The organism is Pseudomonas sp. SC3(2021), from assembly GCF_019856535.1.
Taxonomy (GTDB): domain Bacteria; phylum Pseudomonadota; class Gammaproteobacteria; order Pseudomonadales; family Pseudomonadaceae; genus Aquipseudomonas; species Aquipseudomonas monsensis.
The window spans coordinates 3087789-3106956 of sequence record NZ_CP082236.1 but is presented as its reverse complement, the minus strand read 5'-3'; the positions used below and the strand labels follow the sequence as shown (position 1 = coordinate 3106956).

The window sequence follows — 19168 nt, the reverse complement described above, 5'->3', positions numbered from 1 at the left end:
AGCACCACATTCCCCTGCAGGCCTTCGCCTGCTCGCGATGGCGGTGGGTCAGTGACATTTACGTCGACTGACACACTGCTATCGCGAGCAGGCGAAGGCCTACAACTGGAACGTGGGAAGCATCAGTAGCCGACCGTAAACCGCTGACGCGAATGCTTCGGCGTTTCCACTTCGTCGATCAGCGCAATCGCGTAATCCGCGAAGGTGATCCAGCTGCGACCTTCGGCACTGAACAGCAAGTGATCCTTGCCGACACGGAAGCTGCCGGTGCGCTCGCCTTCGACAAACTCGGCCGACGGCGACAGAAAGGTCCAGTCCAGCTCGTTCTCCGAACGCAACGCATCGAGAAACGCCGCGCCAGCGCTGGCCTCGGCTTTGTACTCGGCAGGGAAACCGGCGCTGTCGATCACCCGGGTGTCGTCCGGCAGCAACAGCGAACCGGCACCGCCGACCACCAACAGACGCTTAACGCCTGCCTGCTTCACCGGGCCGACCACGGCACTGGCGGGCACGGTGGCGAAATGCGCGGCGCTGATCACCACGTCGTGACCGGCCACGGCGGCTTGCAGCGCTGCCGAATCCAGCACGTCGACATTCTTGCTGACCACGCCGGCACGGCTGCCGATCTTCGAGGTGTCGCGGGCGATAGCCGTAACGCTATGGCCGCGACGCAGGGCTTCTTCCAGCAGTTGGCTACCGGCACGGCCGGTGGCACCAATGATTGCGATCTTGCTCATGACATTCTCCAGTTGGCTTGAGAGTGCTGCGTTTTCAGAATCGGGTTACCACTGCATTTCGCCCTTGGCGACTTTGGCGCTCAGCTCCAGCGAGCTTTCTTCACCGAGTGCCGGGTAGCGCTTCTGCATGGCCTTGATCAGTGCGGCGGAATCCTTGGCCTTGGCGGTTTCGGCGTCGAACGCCTTAATGTAGTCGGCGGTGAATTTCACGCTGGCCAACGAACGGCTGCTCTCGCCCAGGTAATGACCCGGCACCACGGTTTTCGGCTTCAGGGTTTCGATCGAGTGCAGGGTTTGCAGCCAGTCGGCGTGGGATTGCGCGGTCTGGGTGTCGGCCATCCACACATGGATGTTCTCGGCCACCACGACGCCACCGACCACGGCCTTGAGCGACGGAATCCATACGAAGCTGCGATCCGGTTGTTTGCCGTCAAGGCCGACCACCTGCAGTTTCTGCCCTTCAAGCATCAGGCTGTCGCCCTTGAGCACACCCGGCACGATGGTTTTGGCCGGCACGTCGGTGCCCATTTTCGGGCCCCAGAAGGCGAGCTTGCCGGCGACGGTTTTGTTGATGTGATCGACGGTCGGCTGCGAAGCCAGAACCTCTGCATCAGGGAAGGCCTGGGTCAGGGTGTCGAGGCCGAAATAGTAATCCGGGTCACCGTGGCTGATGTAAATGGTGGTCAGGTGCTTGCCGCTGGCGCGGATCTTTTCCACGACCTGTTCGGCCTGGGCCTTGCCGAATTGCGCATCGACCAGAATCGCGTCTTTCTCGCCGCTGACCAGCACCGAGGTCACCGGAAAAATCGCCTTGGTGCCTGGGTTGTAGACATCCAGTGTCAGGTTGGCGGCAGCGGCATGCGCCGCGAAACCGAGGGTGGCGGTGGCCAGCAAAACGCGCTTGAGGGTAGTGAAGCCGATCATCTGTTGCTCCGTGGTCCGAATGCCGTGTTTGGCGATGGGACAGAGCTTAGTTGCCTGACTCGGTACAAAAAATGCGATGCTTGAACATAGTTTGTTTCTGAAAGCGGGCAAATCATGGATCGTCTTCAAGCAATGCGGGTGTTTGTCACGGTAGTGGATCTGGGCAGTCAGTCGGCGGCGGCCGATCATCTGGACCTGTCGCGGCCGGTGGTGTCGCGTTATCTGGCGGAGCTGGAAGACTGGGTCGGCGCGCGCCTGATGCACCGCACCACGCGCAAGTTGAGCCTGACCACGGCGGGCAGCGAAATCCTCCCGCGCTGCCGGCAGATGCTCGAACTGTCGAGCGACATGCAGGCCGCCGTCAGCGAACCCCATGACGCACCGCGCGGGCTGCTGCGCATCAGTGTCAGCACCTCGTTCGGCCAGGCACAACTGGCCGATGCCGTGGCCGCCTACGTCAAACGCTATCCGGGGGTGAGCATCGACCTGCAAATGCTCGACCGCACGGTGAACCTGGTGGACGAGCGCATTGATCTGGCAATCCGCACCAGCAATGATCTCGATCCGAACCTGATTGCCCGACGCCTGACCGTGTGTCGCTCGGTAGTCTGCGCCGCGCCGGCCTATCTGCAAGAACAACCGGCGCCGCAGCGCGTCGAAGCGCTGAGCCGGCACAATTGCCTGACGCACTCGTATTTCGGCAAGAGCCTGTGGCATTTCGAGGAAGACGGTGAACCGGTTTCGGTGCCGGTACAGGGCAATATCAGCGCCAACGAAGCCAGCACGTTACTGCGCGCAACACTGGCCGGTGCGGGGGTGGCGATGCTGCCGACCTATCAGGCCGGGGTGCATATTCACAGCGGTGAGCTGGTGCGCCTGTTGCCCCATGCCGAACCACGGCAGATGAACATTTACGCGGTGTACGCCTCGCGCAAGCACATGCCGGCGGCGCTGCGCAGCATGCTGGATTTTCTGGTGCAGCGATTCCCCGAAAACCCGGCTTGGGATGAAGCGGTTTCCAGCGTCAAGCCACAAGCTACACGCTAGCTGCGCCGCCATTCATCTTGGCGCGTGCCGCTCGACGCTTGCAGCTGCGTCTACCTGACCTATGCTGAAAGTAATACCGCAGGGTATGCGTTCAGAGGTCATTGCCATGAACATCAAAACAAGAAGGTATTTCGCGATTTTCATCACCTGCGCCGCCACGCTGGCGCTGTACGGCACTGCGGCCTGGCGGGTCGAGCAAATGCGGCAGCTGCCCCGTGATTACGCGAGCTGTAATTTCGAACGCTGCATTCCGCATAACGCGACGCTCAATGCGTTGCGCTGATTGACCTGAACTGGAGTCAATCCGGTGGGAGCTGGCCTGCCAGCGATTGCGGATTGACATTCAGCATTGAGACGGCTGGACCACCCCTATCGCTGGCCAGCCAGCTCCCACCGGGTTCGTGGCGTTCAGGCGTTTATTGCTCGGCCTTCAGACGGTCGCGAAACGCCTTTGGCGAGATTCCCACCCGGCGCCGGAACAGGCGCGTGAAGTTGGTCGGATCGGAAAATCCCAGCAACTCCGACATCTCGTAAATGGTCATGCTGGTGTAGGTGAGCAAGCGCTTGGCTTCCAGCAACTGGCGTTCGTGCATGATCTGCAGCGCCGGTTGCCCGGCCAGTTCCCGGCACGTGCCGTTGAGATGCGAGACGGAAATGCCCAGACGATGGGCCAGATCCTCGACCTTCACATGCTGGCGGTAGGTCTCTTCCACCAATTGAATAAAGCCATTGAGGTATTCGCGCTGGCGTTGCGGCCGCTGACTGGCGTTGTGTCGCACGATAGCCTGACGGCTGACCCAGACCATAATCACGCTGACCAGCGAATGCATGAGCATTTCCCGCGCCGGCTGATGGCCGTTGTACTCGGCCTGCAACGCTGAAAACAGACTGTTCAGGTACTCGCCGTCCTTGCCCGCCGGATAGCTTTGCGTCTGGGCCAGGGCGTGCACCGAATCGCCCAGCTGCGCCTGCAGATGGTTGATCAGCGGCGTGGCGAGGGTAACGATGAAGCCTTCCACGTCCTCGGAAAAACGGAAGCCATGCACCGACAGCGGCGGCAGGACTTGAATCGCCGGGGTTTCGAGTTGCGTGCGCTGGCCTTCGATTTCAAGCTCTGCCTGACCTTTGAAGACGAAGAGTAACTGGCACAGATCGGCGTGGCGGTGGGGTTTGATTTCCCATTGGTGTTCGCGACTGCGGGAAGAAATGGTTTCACAGTGCAGCAAGTCAGGGGTCGGCCAGTCCAGGCTTTCACCGTAGAGCTTGAACACCGGAATCGAAGGCAGGTCAGGCGTGTTCATCACTTCAATCCAGGCCTCAGGTTTTTGGGCGATAATCGCACCGATTGGCAGAATGTACAGATATCGGCTCAGTTTTCACCTTCAATTGACAGACCCGCAAGGGAAAAATGCAAGCACTCGATCCATAAAAATCATTCACCGGCTTTGGCCGCGTGAAGCTTGCGAGTCATAAAAACAATGAAAACGCTGAAAACCCAAGTTGCCATCATTGGTGCCGGTCCGTCCGGTTTGCTCCTCGGTCAGTTGCTGCACAACGCCGGCATCGACACCCTCATTCTCGAACGTCAGACACCCGACTATGTCCTCGGTCGCATCCGCGCCGGCGTGCTTGAACAAGGCATGGTAGAGCTGTTGCGTCAGGCCGGTGTAAGTCAGCGGATGGACGCCGAAGGGCTGGTGCACGGCGGCTTCGATCTGGCCCTGGACGGGCGTCAGGTGCACATCGACCTGCACGGGTTGACCGGTGGCCAGACCGTGATGATCTACGGTCAGACCGAAGTCACCCGCGACCTGATGGCCGCTCGTCGGGAGGCCGGCGCGCCGACCCTTTACGAGGCCAGCCATGTCGTTCCCCACGGCATGAAAAGCGACGAAGCCTTCGTCACTTTCGAAAAGGACGGTGAAACCTGGCGCGTCGATTGCGATTACATCGCCGGATGCGACGGCTTCCACGGGGTCGCTCGACAGTCGATTCCGGCCGATTGCCTGAAGGTCTTCGAACGGGTCTATCCGTTTGGCTGGCTGGGCATTCTCGCCGACACCCCTCCAGTGCATGACGAATTGGTCTACGCCCGCCATGAGCGCGGTTTCGCCCTGTGCAGCATGCGCTCGGCGACTCGCACCCGTTATTACCTGCAAGTGCCTGCCGAAGAACAGGTCGATGACTGGAGCGATCAGCGTTTCTGGGACGAACTCAAATCCCGCCTGCCCGCCGAGCTTGCCGAGAAACTTGTCACCGGTCCGTCGATTGAAAAAAGTATTGCGCCACTGCGCAGCTTTGTCGTCGAACCGATGCAGTACGGGCGGATGTTCCTCGTCGGCGATGCCGCCCATATCGTTCCGCCTACCGGCGCCAAGGGCTTGAACCTGGCCGCCAGCGATGTCAGCACCCTGTTCAATATTCTGCTGAAGGTTTATCGCGACGGCCGCACCGACTTGCTGGAGAAATACTCGGAAATCTGCCTGCGCCGGGTATGGAAAGCCGAACGGTTTTCCTGGTGGATGACCTCGATGCTGCACCGGTTCGACGAACATGATGACTTCAGCCAGCGGATCAGCGCCTCGGAACTCGACTATTTCGTCAGCTCCGAAGCCGGCAGAAAAACCATTGCAGAAAATTACGTCGGACTTCCATATGAGGCTATCGAATAGCCTGCTATCGACTTACACTGGCGAGCATCCCCCGCTCGCCTTGCGACCTGCGGGATTCTCACTGCCCGCAGGTTCCGCCCGTGACCAATCTTCACCAGCCTGAAACACCCAAACCGGCCATTCGCAGCGTGCTGGTCGCGCTGATGATGGCGATCTTTCTTGGCGCGCTGGACCAGACCATCGTCGCCGTGTCGATGCCGGCCATCTCCGCCCAGTTCAAGGACGTCAGCCTGCTGGCCTGGGTAATTTCTGGCTACATGGTAGCGATGACCGTGGCCGTGCCGATCTACGGCAAGCTCGGCGATCTGTACGGGCGGCGCAAACTGATGCTGTTCGGCATGGGCCTGTTCACCCTCGCCTCGCTGTTCTGCGGCATGGCGCAAAGCATGGAACAACTGGTGCTGGCGCGGATTCTTCAGGGCATGGGCGCCGGCGGCATGATTTCGGTGAGTCAGGCGATCATCGGCGACATCGTGCCACCGCGTGAGCGCGGGCGTTATCAGGGTTATTTCAGCAGCATGTACGCGGTGGCCAGCGTCGCCGGTCCGGTGCTGGGCGGTTACATGACCGAATACCTGTCGTGGCGCTGGGTGTTTCTGATCAACCTGCCGCTGGGCCTCGGTGCCTGGTGGGTGGCGCGGCGCAACCTGCGCGGATTGCCGGTTCCGCAGCGCAAACCGATCATTGATTACCTCGGCACGCTGCTGATGATCATCGGTCTGACCGCGCTGTTGCTGGGCATCACCCAGGTCGGTCAGGGTCATTCGTGGCGCAGCAGTGAAGTGCTTGGCTTGTTCGCCTGCGCCGTCGTGGTGCTGGCAGTGTTCGTCTGGCATGAACGCCGGGCGCGGGAACCGCTGCTACCGATGCACCTGTTCGCCAACCGCAATGCCCTGCTGTGCTGGTGCACGATTTTCTTTACCAGTTTCCAGGCGATTTCGTTGATCGTGCTGATGCCGTTGCGCTTTCAGAGTGTCACCGGCGCCGGCGCTGACAGTGCGGCGTTGCATCTGTTGCCGTTGGCAATGGGCCTGCCGATCGGTGCCTACTTCGCCGGCCGGCGCACGTCGATCACCGGGCGCTACAAACCGCAGATCCTCACCGGTGCGATCCTGATGCCGATCTCGATTCTCGGCATGGCATTCAGTCCGCCAGAAGCGACATTGCTCAGTGGTCTGTTCATGCTGCTCAGCGGCATTGCCGGGGGTATGCAATTCCCTACGTCGCTGGTCGGCACCCAAAACTCGGTGGAGCAACGTGACATCGGTGTCGCCACCAGCACCACCAACCTGTTTCGCTCGCTGGGCGGCGCGGTGGGGGTGGCGTTGATGTCGGCACTGTTGCTGGCCTTCTTGCAGGATTCGAGTTTTGCCCATCTGGCAAGCAGTTCGCTGATGAGCGAGGGGCATTCGGGCAACGTGTTGCTCGATGGCTTGAACGCGGCGCCAGGGGATGCACAGAACGCCTTGCGTGCGGAGCTTTCGGTGACGTTCCGGCATTTGTTGTGGGTGAGCACGGCGGTGTCGCTGCTGGGGCTGGCGGCAGCGATTGCGATGCCCAATAACCTGCTGCGCGGGCGTGAGCACGGCGCCAGATAGAACAAACACCACTATCCCCTGTAGGAGTGAACCTGCTCGCGATCAGCGCGTGTCAGTCGACATCACTGTTGAATAAAACACCCTGATCGCGAGCAGGCTCACTCCTGCAAAAGGCCGTTCACTCAAGGGCTGTAGTAACCCACCGCCACCAGGAAATGCCCGACCTTCTTCAGGTAGGCATGCTTGTCCTCGACCTTGCCGGTCACCGGGTTTTTCCAGCGGTATTCGTATTCGCCACTGTCCTGCTTGCCGATCAGCGCCAGAATCGGTTCGCCCACCGGTTTGCCGTCCGGGTCCTTGATCTTGCTGAAATCGGTGTTGATCAGCCGCAGGTTGGTGCCGTGGGCGACATAGCGCTGGGTGTCGAGGTCGACCACAAACACATACAGGTCATCCTGCAGATAGCCGCCCTTGAGCGAGTTGATCGCCGTCAGCGTGCCCTTTTCGTCTTTGCCCAGATCGGTGGCTGCTTTATCAAGCAGTGCCTTGGCTTGCTCCGCAGAGGCTCGCGGCAAGTAATAACCCACTGCCAGAATTCGCTGGCCGATGCGCTGGTAATACACATGCTTGCGCTCGACTTTGCCGTCCGCCCAGTTCTGCCAGCGGTATTCGGCTTGCTGGATGCCGTTGCCTTCAGGCACCAGCAACGCGTCCTTGAAGGTCTTTTGCAGGTCCGGCCCGAGCACTTCGCTGACATCACGACCGATCAAGGCAGAGGATGGCCCGCCGCTGGCGAGCATCACGCCCTTGGTATCGACCACGAACACATAACGATCCTTATCGACGAACTCGCCCTGACGGCTGAACGCGGCGAAGGCCTTGTCGCCGTTGTCGTGGTAGTAGGCCAGTGCCTTTTCCAGCAGGGCGATGGCGGCCTTGCTGTCGTCCTTTTGCGTGGAGACGGCATTGGCCTGCCCTGCCCCCACAAGCAGCATCAGCCCGAGCCACGCCACTTTATGCAAAAACCCCATAACGCATCCCTCGTTCTTGTTGGTGTTTCAAGAGCGTAGACGGCTTGGGGTCATATGGAAGTTGAACTTGAATCCAGAGATTACAGGCGAGAGCCCCTCAGCTTAGCCCCTAGGGCCGGGCATTGATCTGTTGCTGCAGGTTCTGGATCTGTGCCTGCAAGGTATTGAGGTTGCGGGTCATCTGGCCACGGAACGCATCGAACTCGGCGGTATTGCCACCACCCTGTGGCGCTGCCGGACGGTTGTCCTGCTCGCTTTTGAGGACAACGATTTCCTGCTCCAGGCGCTCAATCGCAGCGTTCGAGTTGCCCTGCTTTTTCAGCGCAGTGATATCCGCGCCGAGGCTTTTCAGCTGGGTGTCATAACTCTTGAGCAGGGCATCGACCTTGCTGGTGTCGGCCGGCGCACTTTTCAGGGTCGCCAGTTCTGCACTCAGGGCTTTGACCTGGGCCTGCAACTGGGTGTTGGCGTTCTGTTGTTCGGTGGTCTGCGCGGTCATCTGCGCCAGGCGCTTGTCCAGATCGCTGGCCTGACCGGCCACACCCTGCTGCTGTTTGCCCTGATCGAGCAACTTGCCTTCAAGCGCCTTGATCTGCAGCTTCAGGGCTTCGCTGTCGGTGTTGACGTTGGTCTGGCTGGCGACCACCTTGCCGGAAATATCCTGCAAGCGCCCCGCGGCTTCCTCACTGATGCGCGCGAAGCTTTCCTGGGTCGCGACCAGTTGCTGTTCCATCAGCGAGATCTGCTGAAAGCTCCACCACGCCAGGCCCATGAAGGCAAAAAACAGCGCGCCGACCAGCGCCCACAATGGTCCGGTGCTGGCCGCCCGGACCTTGACCGCTGGTGGCGTGCGCGAGTGCACGGACGTACGGGCAGTGGTCGGAATGTCATCGTCGTCGAACGTGTCGGCGCGCAGGCTCGGGACATCGTCGAAATCGTCGTGGGCATCATTACGCATGGACATTGAGGCAACCTTTGTGAAACGCGGTGATGGCTAAATGCTGCGAAGTATAACCGCCGCAGCCGCAGGGATTGACCCCCAACCTGCGGTGCGGTTCATTGCCGGCCGGCCGAATCGTTGCAACGCGTTTCAGCGAATGTCCTGCGCTTTCCACCAGCCGCAGAACTCGTCGAGCGCCGACCACAGGCTGACTTTCGGATCGTAGTCGAGATAATGCCGGGCGCGACTGATGTCGAGGGTGAAATTTTTTTTCATTACTTGCATGCCCAGGCGCGACAGCGTCGGTTCCGGTCGCCCCGGCCAGAGCCGGCAGGCGCCTTCGTTGAGCGCCGCGACACTGTACGCCAGGCCGTAGGACCGGTACTTGGTGACCTGTGGGACTTCCATCTTGCGCATCACATAATTGACCACATCCCACAACGGCACCGGCGCGCCGTTGCTGATGTTGTAGGCCTTGCCCAGCGCCGAGCCGGCCGCCAGCAAACTGCTGAGCATCGCTTCGTTGAGGTTCTGCACACTAGTGAAATCGACCTTGTTCAGGCCATTGCCGATAATCGCCAGCCGGCCCTTGCGCTGCATGTTCAGCAAGCGCGGGAAGATGCTCATGTCGCCGGCCCCGGTAACGAAACGCGGACGCAGCGCAAGGGTTTCCAGACCGAACTCCTGCGCGCCAAAGACCTTTTGCTCGGCGAGATACTTGGTCGCCGCGTAGGGATGCTTGAAACGTTTGGGCACCTGTTCTTCGGTGAGGTTGAAGTGGTCGCGCCCATCGAAATAGATCGACGGCGACGACAGGTGCACCAGCCGCCGCACGCGCTGCTTCAGACAGGCTTCGACGACGTTTTCCGTGACCTGCACGTTGCCCTGATGAAAGTCCTGATAACGCCCCCACAGGCCGACGGCACCGGCGCAGTGCACCACCGCTTCGACGTCGGCACACAGTTCACGCACCAATTCGGGATCGGTCAGGTCGCCGGGGATGAATTCGGCACCGCGGCGTACCAGATGCTCGACGCTCTCGGCCCGGCGACCGTTGACCCGCACGTCCAGGCCCTGCTCCAGGGCGAAACGCGCAAAGCGTCCGCCAATGAAGCCGCTTGCGCCGGTGACCAGAATTTTCATGTAAAGCTCCAATGAAACCAGCTGCGAGCTTCAAGCTTCGAGCTGCAGGGTAAAAACAATGCTCAGCGCTTGACTTGCCGCTTGCAGCTTGACGCTCGCAACTGCTTTTAAGCCACCAGCCATTGTGGTGAAGAACGTACCAATTGTTCGGTCAGCAAACCCAGCAACTGACCACCATTGCGCCAATGATGCCAGTACAACGGCACGTCGATCGGTTTATCTGGCAACAGTTCGCGCAACACACCGCGTTGCAACTGGTCGCGCACTTGCAGTTCCGGCACCAGTCCCCAACCGAAACCGGCTTCGGTCAGGCGCACAAAACCCTCGGAAGACGGGCACAAATGGTGCTCGAATCCGCCATCGACGCCGAGCGAGGCCAGGTAGCGATGCTGCAGGAAATCGTCCGGACCGAACACCAGCGCCGGGGTGCGCGGCAACTGCTCGGCGCGCACGCCATCAGGAAAATGCCGCGCGATGAACGCCGGGCTGGCCAGCGCCCGGTAACGCATCGCCCCGAGCAATACGCTACGGGCGCCGGCAACCGGGCGTTCGCTGGCACAGACACAGGCCGCGACCTCGCCGGCACGCATGCGCTTGAGGCCGACGGTTTGATCCTCCACCACCAGATCCAGCAATAAATGCTGCTCGGCACAAAAATCACCCACGGCTTCGGCCCACCAGGTGGCGAGGCTGTCGGCATTAATGGCGATGCGCAAACGCTCGGGCAGGCCTTCTTCGTCGAGCGCTGGCACCAGCGTCTGCAAATCGCGCTCGAGCAGTCGTACCTGCTGCACATGGTTGAGCAGACGTCGGCCAATTTCGGTCGGCGACGGCGGCGTGCCGCGCACCAGCACCGGTTGGCCGACCCGCGCTTCCAGCAACTTGATCCGCTGGGAAATCGCCGATTGCGAAAGGCCCAGCACCTGCGCGGCGCGCTCGAATCCGGCCTGTTCGACCACGGCGGCCAGCGCGGACAGCAATTTGTAGTCGAACATCAGTTTTCCTAATGAGCGATCAGCACTATTGGTTTTTCTTATACAACTTTCGACCGGAGAATAGCCAGCAAGCACTCTTTATCAAGGAACACTGCAATGGCTGGCGAAACCTCACTCACGACGTTGCTGCGCAGCATGAGCCCGCAGCTCAATGCTGGCGAATATGTGTTCTGCACCTTGGTCGATGGCCAGTTTCCCGAGGGTCTGGAGATTGTCGGCAGCTTCCGCGAGCAGGAAGGCCTGACCTTGATTCTCGAGCGCTCCCAGGCTGAACGGGCCGGGTTCGGTTTCGATTATGTGGCGGCGTGGATCACCCTCAATGTGCATTCGGCACTGGAAGCGGTCGGCCTCACCGCGGCGTTCGCCAGCGCACTGGGCAAGGCCGGGATCAGTTGCAACGTAATCGCCGGTTACTACCACGATCATTTGTTTGTCGGTCAGGCCGATGCCGAACGCGCCATGCAAGTGCTGCGCGATCTCGCAGCCAACGCGGAGTAATCGTTATGTGGCAAAGCTATGTAAACGGCCTGCTGGTGGCCTTGGGGTTGATCATGGCGATCGGCACCCAGAATGCTTTTGTCTTGGCCCAGAGCCTGCGGCGTGAACATCACCTGCCGGTGGCGGCGTTGTGTGTGGCGTGCGATGCGCTGCTGGTGGCGGCCGGGGTGTTTGGTCTGGCCACCGTGTTGGCGCAGAACCCGACATTGCTCGCGGTGGCGCGCTGGGGCGGCGCAGTCTTTCTGATCTGGTATGGCAGCCAGGCGCTGCGCCGGGCGTTCTCGACACAGAGTCTGGATCAGGGCGAAAACCCCACCGTGCGCTCGTTGCGCGCGGTGATGCTCAGCGCGCTGGCAGTGACGCTGCTCAACCCGCACGTGTATCTCGACACGGTGTTGCTGATCGGCTCGCTCGGTGCGCAGCAGTCGGTGCCGGGGGCTTATGTCGTCGGCGCGGCGAGTGCGTCGCTGCTGTGGTTTTTCACCCTCGCCCTCGGTGCCGCATGGCTGGCGCCGTGGCTGGCAAGGCCGAGTACCTGGCGGATTCTTGATCTGGTGGTGGCATTGATGATGTTTACGGTGGCTGGCCAACTGATTATCGCCAGCTGATTTATTCCAAACAGCTCTGGAACCTCTATCCCACACAGTTGTTGCGTGGTTAAGCCTTGACCCCGGTGCTATGATCCGAACCCTGCGCCGCAAAGAGTAAAAACTCGTCGGTGCATTTCTGGCCGCCCGTGATCGGCCTTGCGCTCACCGCAACAGACCTGATTAGGAGAATCATCATGGCTTTCGAATTGCCGCCGCTGCCTTACGCACACGATGCCCTGCAGCCGCACATTTCCAAGGAAACCCTGGAATTTCACCACGACAAGCACCACAACACCTATGTCGTGAACCTGAACAACCTGGTGCCAGGCACCGAGTTCGAAGGCAAGACCCTGGAAGAGATCGTCAAGACTTCCTCGGGCGGTATCTTCAACAACGCCGCTCAGGTCTGGAACCACACTTTCTACTGGAACTGCCTGGCGCCAAACGCCGGCGGTCAACCAACCGGCGCACTGGCTGAAGCCATCAACGCAGCCTTCGGTTCGTTCGACAAGTTCAAGGAAGAGTTCAGCAAAACCTCGATCGGCACCTTCGGTTCCGGCTGGGGCTGGCTGGTGAAAAAGGCTGACGGTTCCCTGGCCCTGGCCAGCACCATCGGCGCCGGCAACCCGCTGACCAGCGGCGACACCCCGCTGCTGACCTGCGACGTCTGGGAACACGCTTACTACATCGACTACCGCAACCTGCGTCCGAAGTACGTTGAAGCGTTCTGGAACCTGGTCAACTGGAAGTTCGTTGCTGAGCAGTTCGAAGGTAAAACCTTCACCGCTTAAGCTGCGCGCCAGTCAAAAAACCCGGCTATTGCCGGGTTTTTTTATGCCTGTGATTTGCGGTAGCGGCTTCAGGTAAACACTCCGAAGGCTTTCCCGCCGAGGTGGATGACCAAATAGCCAAGGAAAGAATAGGCAAGTATTCGTGCAGGAATAACAACCAGGCGTCGTAGATGAGAGGGGAAACCAGCAATCTCATCCATGGCATAGGGATCACTTTTTGACAGAAAATCATCGTCCATTAAAAGCATGTGTGAAATGTGAGACAAACGACAGTAGCGACCATAGGCGCCATTGCCCAACACTCGCTGATTGCGAGCGACGAAGTACGATTTTTTCAGGAGAGACTCAATCTCCGCCAGTCTGAAAAAGCTGACCCATACTTTTGCAAATGCAGCCATCAGGCCCAAAAAAAGACAGGCAATCAACCCGGCGATACCGAGTAATTGCAGATCGTTCGCTGGTCTTGAAACGGTCACGCATATCCAACCAATACCCAGCCAAAGTAAGAGTAAAGCGGCACCGGTCACACCGAACTGGAAGAGGTAGCCTGGAATTCTCAGCCACTTTTTCTGATGCTCCGGGATAGTTTCAGCTTCCATGACTGCATGCAGATCCAGCATTTGCACATGGGTCAAACGACCCGTCAATGACCCTATTTCTCTGACTCTTCTCATTCGTCCAAATGGGCCGTTACCCAATATTCTGCGATTAATGCCCACGACATAAGAGGCAATGAAATGCTCTTCCATCTGATCCAGCCGAAAATAGGCAGCGAACAACACGAATGCACCGCTAAGGAAGAAAAGCAGAAGTACGACGGCCCATGAATAGAGATAGATGAGATCAAAATGTGGGGCGATCACGATGGATCCTTAACGTTGATTCCCAACATCCAGAATCCATTAGCGAGAAGAACGTAGCTCAATGTAAGAGATGAACTGGTGGGCAAGCTTAAAATTCGATAGAAGGTCATTATTTGTTCATCTCGTACAGTTTTTCGCCGATAAGTTCCCCTGTCTGGCTACCCCCATCCCCTATTTGCGCTGCGAGCATGCCACTTACAATCAACATGCAAGCGACTCCTCCTGCTCCGGCGGTTCCTACGCCTATTGCGGCACATGTCATCGGAGCAATGGTTGTCGCCAACTTGCCCGCTAGTGCTCCGCCTAGAACGTTTCCAGACAGCTTCGAGCCCTCTATGAATCTCGCCCTCCGACATTCCGCCTCGCGTCCGGTTCGGCACGCTTCCTGGATTTTCATCGCCGCAGAACTGGCTCCCAGACCAATTGCCACATAACCACCGGCCTTCATGTATTTCTATGCTCGCGCCACGCCTTCAATGTGAGTCGCATATCCCGGCAATTGATTCGGTGCGCCTGCTTTGTTCCAGTTGTGCACGATCCTTTGCGTGGACAAGCCTAGTGCCCGTTTAAGCTTCGGGTGATCCGGAATGCCGGTTGTCTTTCGAACCAAGAGCCCTAAACCGGCATCAAGTTTCTTCATCAGCCTTTTGCGTTGTGCAAAAAACTCCAGAGAGTGGAGATTGCCATACTGGCGGTATTGCTCAATGTGTAAGCGCTCCAGTTCTTTAAGCGTGTTGCTAAGCGTTTCCATGTGCTGCCCCACCATAAACGATGCAACACCCAACGCTCCGGAAGAAACACCCAAAAACGGTTCAATCACCTCATGATGCTCAACCATGAAAGAAGCCTCTTCATCCGTCAGGTCTTTCAGCGCTTCATCCACTTTCTCCGCTGCCGCCATCATTTGCGCCTCTTCGCGTCGGCACATGTAGTTGCGCGAGTCGCTGAAGAGGACCATTTGCCCCGCTTTGACCTGTTCACCCAAATGACGGTTAAGCGAACGGAACTCGCGGCGCAGTGCTTCGCCAGGCGTCGTTTCGTACAGCGCGCGCTCCAGCCCTTCGCGGCTCATAGATGTCTGGACAATGTGAAAGCCTGACTCAGCCGGTTTCGGCAAGGTGTAGGCGTGGTCTTCCACCAGTTGCTCGGCCAGTGGTGGTTCGGGTTGGGGGCTGAAGGCGTTCCACGAAGCGCCGCCGCTATCAGTAACAACCCGCGGTTTCACTATGACCCAGTCACCGTTATTGATGGCTTCGACGAGTTTTCGCTGGTTGGCGCCTTGCAGATAGTTGGAGTGATTGAGGCCCATTGCATTGAGCAGGTTGTCGAATCCCGGCAGTTCATCCGGACGGTTGAGTGCCTCTCGAAAGGTGTCCATGGCCTGGTGGGTGTCGAGCGCCTGTTGGCCGTGGAGTTCACGTTGAGGGATAAGTCTGGTCACGTCCGTGCCCCGCTCTGCAAAACGCAGGACTTTGGCGAGCGAACTCAAACTTGAATGCCGGGTGTTTCTGTTTTACGTGTAGGGGGAATCCGACTTCTCTGTGGCGCGCTGCTTGCTGCCATGCCACAGCGGGCTACCATCAAAAAGAGGAAAAAATGCTGCAAACCGCTCAAGTTGAGGGTCGAAACTACCGACACAGTACAGATTAGGGCTAATACTCCAGGCAGCTGCATTTCGGCCAACGCCACAGGCAAATAACCCTGGGCTTGATTGTCCCTTTGACTGCCATCACGGGATTGCCAATACTCATGGCAACTTGACGCTACCCGCACGGAACAAGGAATAACCCTTTGAAGCTGGAACTCAAGAACAGCTTGTCGGTGAAGTTGCTCCGGGTCGTGCTCCTGTCAGCATTGATCGTCGGCGTGGTCTTGAGCTGCGCGCAGATTGTGTTCGATGCCTACAAAACCCGTCAGGCCGTAGCCAGCGACGCCGAGCGGATCCTCGACATGTTCCGCGATCCCTCCACCCAGGCGGTTTACAGCCTGGACCGGGAAATGGGCATGCAGGTAATCGAAGGCCTGTTCCAGGACGAGGCGGTGCGCCAGGCGTCAATCGGCCATCCCAACGAAGCCATGCTCGCGCAGAAGTCCCGTGAGTTGCAGCATTCCAACAGCCGCTGGCTGACCGACCTGATTCTCGGCCAGGAGCGCACCTTTACCACGCAATTGGTCGGTCGCGGTCCCTACAGCGAGTATTACGGCGACCTGAGCATCACCCTCGACACCGCCACTTATGGCGAGAGTTTCATCGTCAGCTCGGTGATCATCTTCATTTCCGGCGTGCTGCGCGCGCTGGCCATGGGCCTGGTGCTGTATCTGGTCTATCACTGGCTGCTGACCAAACCGCTGTCGCGGATCATCGAGCACCTCACCGAAATCAACCCGGACCGCCCCAGCGAACACAAGATTCCGCAACTCAAGGGTCACGAGAAAAACGAGCTGGGCATCTGGATCACCACCGCCAACCAGTTGCTCGAATCCATCGAACGCAACACCCACCTGCGCCACGAAGCGGAAAACAGTCTGCTACGCATGGCCCAGTACGACTTTCTGACCGGCCTGCCGAACCGCCAGCAATTACAGCAGCAACTGGACAAGATTCTGGTCGACGCCGGCAAGCTGCAACGGCGGGTCGCGGTGTTGTGCGTGGGGCTGGATGATTTCAAGGGCATCAACGAGCAGTTCAGCTACCAGACCGGCGACCAGTTATTGCTGGCACTTGCCGATCGCCTGCGCGCCCACAGCGGTCGGCTTGGCGCACTCGCCCGCCTCGGCGGCGATCAGTTCGCGCTGGTGCAGGCCGATATCGAACAGCCTTATGAAGCCGCGGAACTGGCGCAAAGCATCCTCGACGATCTGGAAGCGGCGTTCGCCCTCGACCATCAGGAAATCCGCCTGCGCGCCACCATCGGTATCACCTTGTTCCCCGAAGACGGCGACAGCACGGAAAAGCTGTTGCAGAAAGCCGAGCAGACCATGACCCTGGCCAAGACCCGCTCGCGCAATCGCTATCAGTTCTACATCGCCAGCGTCGACAGCGAGATGCGCCGCCGGCGCGAACTGGAAAAAGACCTGCGTGATGCACTGCTGCGCGATCAGTTCTACCTCGTCTACCAGCCACAGATCAGCTATCGCGATCATCGCGTGGTCGGGGTCGAAGCGTTGATTCGCTGGCAGCATCCGGAACACGGTCTGGTGCCGCCGGATCTGTTCATTCCGTTGGCCGAACAGAACGGCACGATCATCGCCATTGGCGAATGGGTGCTCGATCAGGCCTGCAAACAACTGCGCGAATGGCACGATCAAGGCTTCGTCGACCTGCGCATGGCCGTCAACCTGTCCACCGTGCAACTGCACCACGCCGAGCTGCCGCGGGTGGTCAACAATCTATTGCAGATGTATCGCCTGCCGCCCCGCAGCCTGGAGCTGGAAGTCACCGAAACCGGCCTGATGGAAGACATCAGCACCGCCGCCCAGCACTTGCTCAGCCTGCGCCGCTCCGGGGCGCTGATCGCCATCGACGACTTCGGCACCGGTTATTCATCGCTGAGTTATCTGAAAAGCCTGCCGCTGGACAAGATCAAGATCGACAAGAGCTTCGTCCAGGATCTGCTGGATGACGACGACGATGCGACCATCGTTCGCGCGATCATTCAACTGGGCAAGAGCCTTGGCATGCAGGTGATTGCCGAGGGCGTGGAAACCGCCGAGCAGGAGACGTACATCATTTCCGAAGGCTGCCACGAAGGTCAGGGCTACCACTACAGCAAACCGCTGCCGGCCCGTGAGCTGGGTGCCTACCTCAAACAGGCGCAACGCAGCAACGCGGCCATTTTGTAACGTCAGAAGATCGCAGCCCAGCAGATGCAGCCGAAGGCTCGGACCGCGTTCGGACGATCTTTTGCGTTTCGTAAATAAGAAATATTTCCAGCCACAGCCCTTTACACATAATGCGAAAGATTTGCATTATGTCGCAGTTTTGCGCCCCCAGCGCCTATCCATTCAACTACCGAAGCAGGATGTTCGCCATGATTCGTATGCCTCTGGCTACCGCCAGTCTGCTGGCCATCGCTATTTCCCTCGCCGGTTGCGGCGAAGGCAAAGACAAAGCCGCCGCGCCGACGCCAGCTGCCAGCACTACCGCGCCAGCGGCTGCGCCTGCCGCTGCCGGTAAAGTCGACGAAGCGGCCGCCAAGGCTGTGGTCGCGCACTACGCCGACATGGTCTTCGCCGTTTACAGCGATGCCGAATCCACCGCGAAAACCCTGCAAACCGCCGTCGACGCGTTTCTCGCCAAGCCGAACGCCGACACCCTGAAAGCCGCCAAGGCTGCCTGGGTTGCCGCGCGCGTGCCTTACCTGCAGAGCGAAGTGTTCCGCTTCGGCAACACCATCATCGACGACTGGGAAGGTCAGGTGAATGCCTGGCCACTGGACGAAGGCCTGATCGACTACGTCGACAAATCCTACGAACACGCGCTGGGTAACCCGGGCGCCACGGCCAACATCATCGCCAACACTGAAGTGCAGGTCGGCGAAGACAAGGTCGATGTAAAAGACATCACCTCGGAAAAACTCGCCAGCCTCAACGAGCTGGGCGGTTCCGAGGCGAACGTCGCCACCGGCTACCACGCCATCGAATTCCTGCTCTGGGGCCAGGACCTGAACGGCACCGGCCCGGGCGCGGGCAACCGTCCGGCGTCGGACTACCTGGAAGGCGCCGGCGCCACCGGCGGTCACAACGATCGTCGCCGTGCGTACCTGAAAACCGTGACCCAACTGCTGGTCAGCGACCTGGAAGAAATGGTCGGCAACTGGAAACCGAACGTGGCCGACAACTACCGCGCCACCCTGGAAGCCGAGCCGGCTGAAACCGGTCTGCGCAAAATGCTCTTCGGCATGGGCAGCCTGTCGCTGGGCGAACTGGCGGGCGAGCGCATGAAGGTTTCCCTGGAAGCCAACTCCCCTGAAGACGAGCAGGACTGCTTCAGCGACAACACCCACAACTCGCACTTCTACGATGCCAAAGGCATTCGTAACGTGTACCTGGGCGAGTACACCCGTACCGACGGCACCAAAATGACCGGCGCCAGCCTGTCGTCGCTGGTGGCCAAGGCCGACCCGGCTGCCGACAACGCGCTGAAAGCCGATCTGGCCGCTACCGAAGCCAAGATCCAGGTCATGGTCGATCACGCCAACAAGGGTGAGCACTACGACCAGTTGATCGCTGCCGGCAACACCGCGGGCAACCAGATCGTGCGTGACGCCATCGCATCCCTGGTCAAGCAGACCGGTTCGATCGAAGCCGCTGCTGGCAAACTGGGCATCAGCGACCTGAACCCGGACAACGCTGATCACGAGTTCTGATCACAGCGTCTGCGTCAAAAAAAGGCGACC

At 59.4% G+C, this 19168-nt stretch carries 18 protein-coding genes; 9 read left to right on the top strand and 9 right to left on the bottom strand.

The window, feature by feature from the left end:
• Positions 1 to 122: 122 nt before the first annotated feature.
• Both K5Y35_RS13885 and K5Y35_RS13880 read right to left on the bottom strand, forming a co-directional pair.
• Positions 123 to 737 carry an NAD(P)-dependent oxidoreductase gene (locus K5Y35_RS13885; RefSeq protein ID WP_222834418.1) on the bottom strand — a complete coding sequence of 205 codons (615 nt, stop codon included), beginning with the start codon at positions 735 to 737 and terminating at the stop codon, positions 123 to 125.
• Positions 738 to 782: 45 nt separating this feature from the next.
• Positions 783 to 1661, bottom strand: a complete 879-nt coding sequence (locus K5Y35_RS13880) for an MBL fold metallo-hydrolase (RefSeq protein WP_222834417.1) — start codon at positions 1659 to 1661, stop codon at positions 783 to 785.
• 114 nt (positions 1662 to 1775) lie between these two features.
• Here K5Y35_RS13880 and K5Y35_RS13875 point away from each other — a divergent pair, with 114 nt between their 5' ends.
• Together K5Y35_RS13875 and K5Y35_RS13870 are read left to right on the top strand one after the other, a co-directional pair.
• Positions 1776 to 2708, top strand: a complete 933-nt coding sequence (locus tag K5Y35_RS13875) for a LysR family transcriptional regulator (protein ID WP_123466312.1) — start codon at positions 1776 to 1778, stop codon at positions 2706 to 2708.
• A gap of 106 nt (positions 2709 to 2814) precedes the next feature.
• On the top strand, positions 2815 to 2991 hold the full coding sequence (locus tag K5Y35_RS13870; protein ID WP_177490692.1) for a hypothetical protein: 177 nt from the start codon (positions 2815 to 2817) through the stop codon (positions 2989 to 2991).
• 133 nt (positions 2992 to 3124) lie between these two features.
• Here K5Y35_RS13870 and K5Y35_RS13865 read toward each other — a convergent pair whose 3' ends face one another.
• Positions 3125 to 4009: a helix-turn-helix domain-containing protein gene (locus K5Y35_RS13865; RefSeq protein ID WP_186746776.1), complete on the bottom strand. Its 885-nt coding sequence runs from the start codon at positions 4007 to 4009 to the stop codon at positions 3125 to 3127.
• Between the two features lie 177 nt (positions 4010 to 4186).
• Here K5Y35_RS13865 and pobA point away from each other — a divergent pair, with 177 nt between their 5' ends.
• Both pobA and K5Y35_RS13855 read left to right on the top strand, forming a co-directional pair.
• On the top strand, positions 4187 to 5380 hold the full coding sequence (gene pobA / locus K5Y35_RS13860) for a 4-hydroxybenzoate 3-monooxygenase (RefSeq protein WP_222834416.1): 1194 nt from the start codon (positions 4187 to 4189) through the stop codon (positions 5378 to 5380).
• A gap of 80 nt (positions 5381 to 5460) precedes the next feature.
• Positions 5461 to 6978, top strand: coding sequence for an MDR family MFS transporter (locus K5Y35_RS13855; RefSeq protein ID WP_222834415.1), 1518 nt, complete (start codon positions 5461 to 5463; stop codon positions 6976 to 6978).
• Positions 6979 to 7100: 122 nt separating this feature from the next.
• Here the strand turns inward: K5Y35_RS13855 and K5Y35_RS13850 are convergent, their stop codons facing one another.
• From K5Y35_RS13850 to K5Y35_RS13835, 4 genes are all read right to left on the bottom strand, one after another.
• A complete protein-coding gene (locus tag K5Y35_RS13850) occupies positions 7101 to 7949 on the bottom strand; it encodes a cache domain-containing protein (RefSeq protein WP_128616300.1) in 849 nt (282 codons plus the stop codon).
• Positions 7950 to 8058: 109 nt separating this feature from the next.
• Entirely contained in the window at positions 8059 to 8913 is an 855-nt protein-coding gene (locus K5Y35_RS13845; protein WP_128616301.1) for an ATPase, read from the bottom strand.
• 126 nt (positions 8914 to 9039) lie between these two features.
• On the bottom strand, positions 9040 to 10032 hold the full coding sequence (locus K5Y35_RS13840) for an NAD-dependent epimerase/dehydratase family protein (protein WP_123466300.1): 993 nt from the start codon (positions 10030 to 10032) through the stop codon (positions 9040 to 9042).
• A gap of 107 nt (positions 10033 to 10139) precedes the next feature.
• Positions 10140 to 11027 carry a LysR family transcriptional regulator ArgP gene (locus K5Y35_RS13835; protein ID WP_186746769.1) on the bottom strand — a complete coding sequence of 296 codons (888 nt, stop codon included), beginning with the start codon at positions 11025 to 11027 and terminating at the stop codon, positions 10140 to 10142.
• 96 nt (positions 11028 to 11123) lie between these two features.
• Between K5Y35_RS13835 and K5Y35_RS13830 the strand changes: the two genes are divergently transcribed.
• From K5Y35_RS13830 to K5Y35_RS13820, 3 genes are all read left to right on the top strand, one after another.
• Positions 11124 to 11525, top strand: a complete 402-nt coding sequence (locus K5Y35_RS13830) for an ACT domain-containing protein (protein ID WP_123466296.1) — start codon at positions 11124 to 11126, stop codon at positions 11523 to 11525.
• 5 nt (positions 11526 to 11530) lie between these two features.
• Entirely contained in the window at positions 11531 to 12133 is a 603-nt protein-coding gene (locus K5Y35_RS13825; RefSeq protein WP_123466294.1) for a LysE/ArgO family amino acid transporter, read from the top strand.
• Between the two features lie 176 nt (positions 12134 to 12309).
• Positions 12310 to 12906 (top strand): superoxide dismutase, encoded by a 597-nt coding sequence (locus tag K5Y35_RS13820; protein ID WP_003227660.1) that lies wholly within the window; start codon positions 12310 to 12312, stop codon positions 12904 to 12906.
• A gap of 68 nt (positions 12907 to 12974) precedes the next feature.
• On the opposite strand, the gene K5Y35_RS13815 is transcribed toward K5Y35_RS13820, so the two are convergent.
• Both K5Y35_RS13815 and K5Y35_RS13810 read right to left on the bottom strand, forming a co-directional pair.
• Positions 12975 to 13769, bottom strand: coding sequence for a hypothetical protein (locus K5Y35_RS13815; RefSeq protein WP_261991762.1), 795 nt, complete (start codon positions 13767 to 13769; stop codon positions 12975 to 12977).
• 454 nt (positions 13770 to 14223) lie between these two features.
• Positions 14224 to 15258 carry a hypothetical protein gene (locus tag K5Y35_RS13810; protein WP_222834414.1) on the bottom strand — a complete coding sequence of 345 codons (1035 nt, stop codon included), beginning with the start codon at positions 15256 to 15258 and terminating at the stop codon, positions 14224 to 14226.
• A gap of 302 nt (positions 15259 to 15560) precedes the next feature.
• Here K5Y35_RS13810 and K5Y35_RS13805 point away from each other — a divergent pair, with 302 nt between their 5' ends.
• Together K5Y35_RS13805 and K5Y35_RS13800 are read left to right on the top strand one after the other, a co-directional pair.
• Positions 15561 to 17612, top strand: a complete 2052-nt coding sequence (locus K5Y35_RS13805; RefSeq protein ID WP_222834413.1) for a putative bifunctional diguanylate cyclase/phosphodiesterase — start codon at positions 15561 to 15563, stop codon at positions 17610 to 17612.
• Positions 17613 to 17800: 188 nt separating this feature from the next.
• Positions 17801 to 19138, top strand: a complete 1338-nt coding sequence (locus tag K5Y35_RS13800) for an imelysin family protein (RefSeq protein ID WP_222834412.1) — start codon at positions 17801 to 17803, stop codon at positions 19136 to 19138.
• Positions 19139 to 19168: the final 30 nt, after the last annotated feature.

Excerpts from the sequence above, each read along its gene's own strand:
- K5Y35_RS13870 (WP_177490692.1), top strand. The coding sequence starts at position 2,815 with ATGAACATCAAAACAAGAAGGTATTTCGCGATTTTCATCACCTGCGCC.
- K5Y35_RS13800 (WP_222834412.1), top strand. The coding sequence starts at position 17,801 with ATGATTCGTATGCCTCTGGCTACCGCCAGTCTGCTGGCCATCGCTATT.
- K5Y35_RS13845 (WP_128616301.1), bottom strand. The coding sequence starts at position 8,913 with ATGTCCATGCGTAATGATGCCCACGACGATTTCGACGATGTCCCGAGC.
- K5Y35_RS13875 (WP_123466312.1), top strand. The coding sequence starts at position 1,776 with ATGGATCGTCTTCAAGCAATGCGGGTGTTTGTCACGGTAGTGGATCTG.
- K5Y35_RS13865 (WP_186746776.1), bottom strand. The coding sequence starts at position 4,009 with ATGAACACGCCTGACCTGCCTTCGATTCCGGTGTTCAAGCTCTACGGT.
- K5Y35_RS13840 (WP_123466300.1), bottom strand. The coding sequence starts at position 10,032 with ATGAAAATTCTGGTCACCGGCGCAAGCGGCTTCATTGGCGGACGCTTT.
- K5Y35_RS13820 (WP_003227660.1), top strand. The coding sequence starts at position 12,310 with ATGGCTTTCGAATTGCCGCCGCTGCCTTACGCACACGATGCCCTGCAG.
- pobA (WP_222834416.1), top strand. The coding sequence starts at position 4,187 with ATGAAAACGCTGAAAACCCAAGTTGCCATCATTGGTGCCGGTCCGTCC.
- K5Y35_RS13825 (WP_123466294.1), top strand. The coding sequence starts at position 11,531 with ATGTGGCAAAGCTATGTAAACGGCCTGCTGGTGGCCTTGGGGTTGATC.
- K5Y35_RS13880 (WP_222834417.1), bottom strand. The coding sequence starts at position 1,661 with ATGATCGGCTTCACTACCCTCAAGCGCGTTTTGCTGGCCACCGCCACC.
- K5Y35_RS13850 (WP_128616300.1), bottom strand. The coding sequence starts at position 7,949 with ATGGGGTTTTTGCATAAAGTGGCGTGGCTCGGGCTGATGCTGCTTGTG.
- K5Y35_RS13830 (WP_123466296.1), top strand. The coding sequence starts at position 11,124 with ATGGCTGGCGAAACCTCACTCACGACGTTGCTGCGCAGCATGAGCCCG.
- K5Y35_RS13885 (WP_222834418.1), bottom strand. The coding sequence starts at position 737 with ATGAGCAAGATCGCAATCATTGGTGCCACCGGCCGTGCCGGTAGCCAA.
- K5Y35_RS13835 (WP_186746769.1), bottom strand. The coding sequence starts at position 11,027 with ATGTTCGACTACAAATTGCTGTCCGCGCTGGCCGCCGTGGTCGAACAG.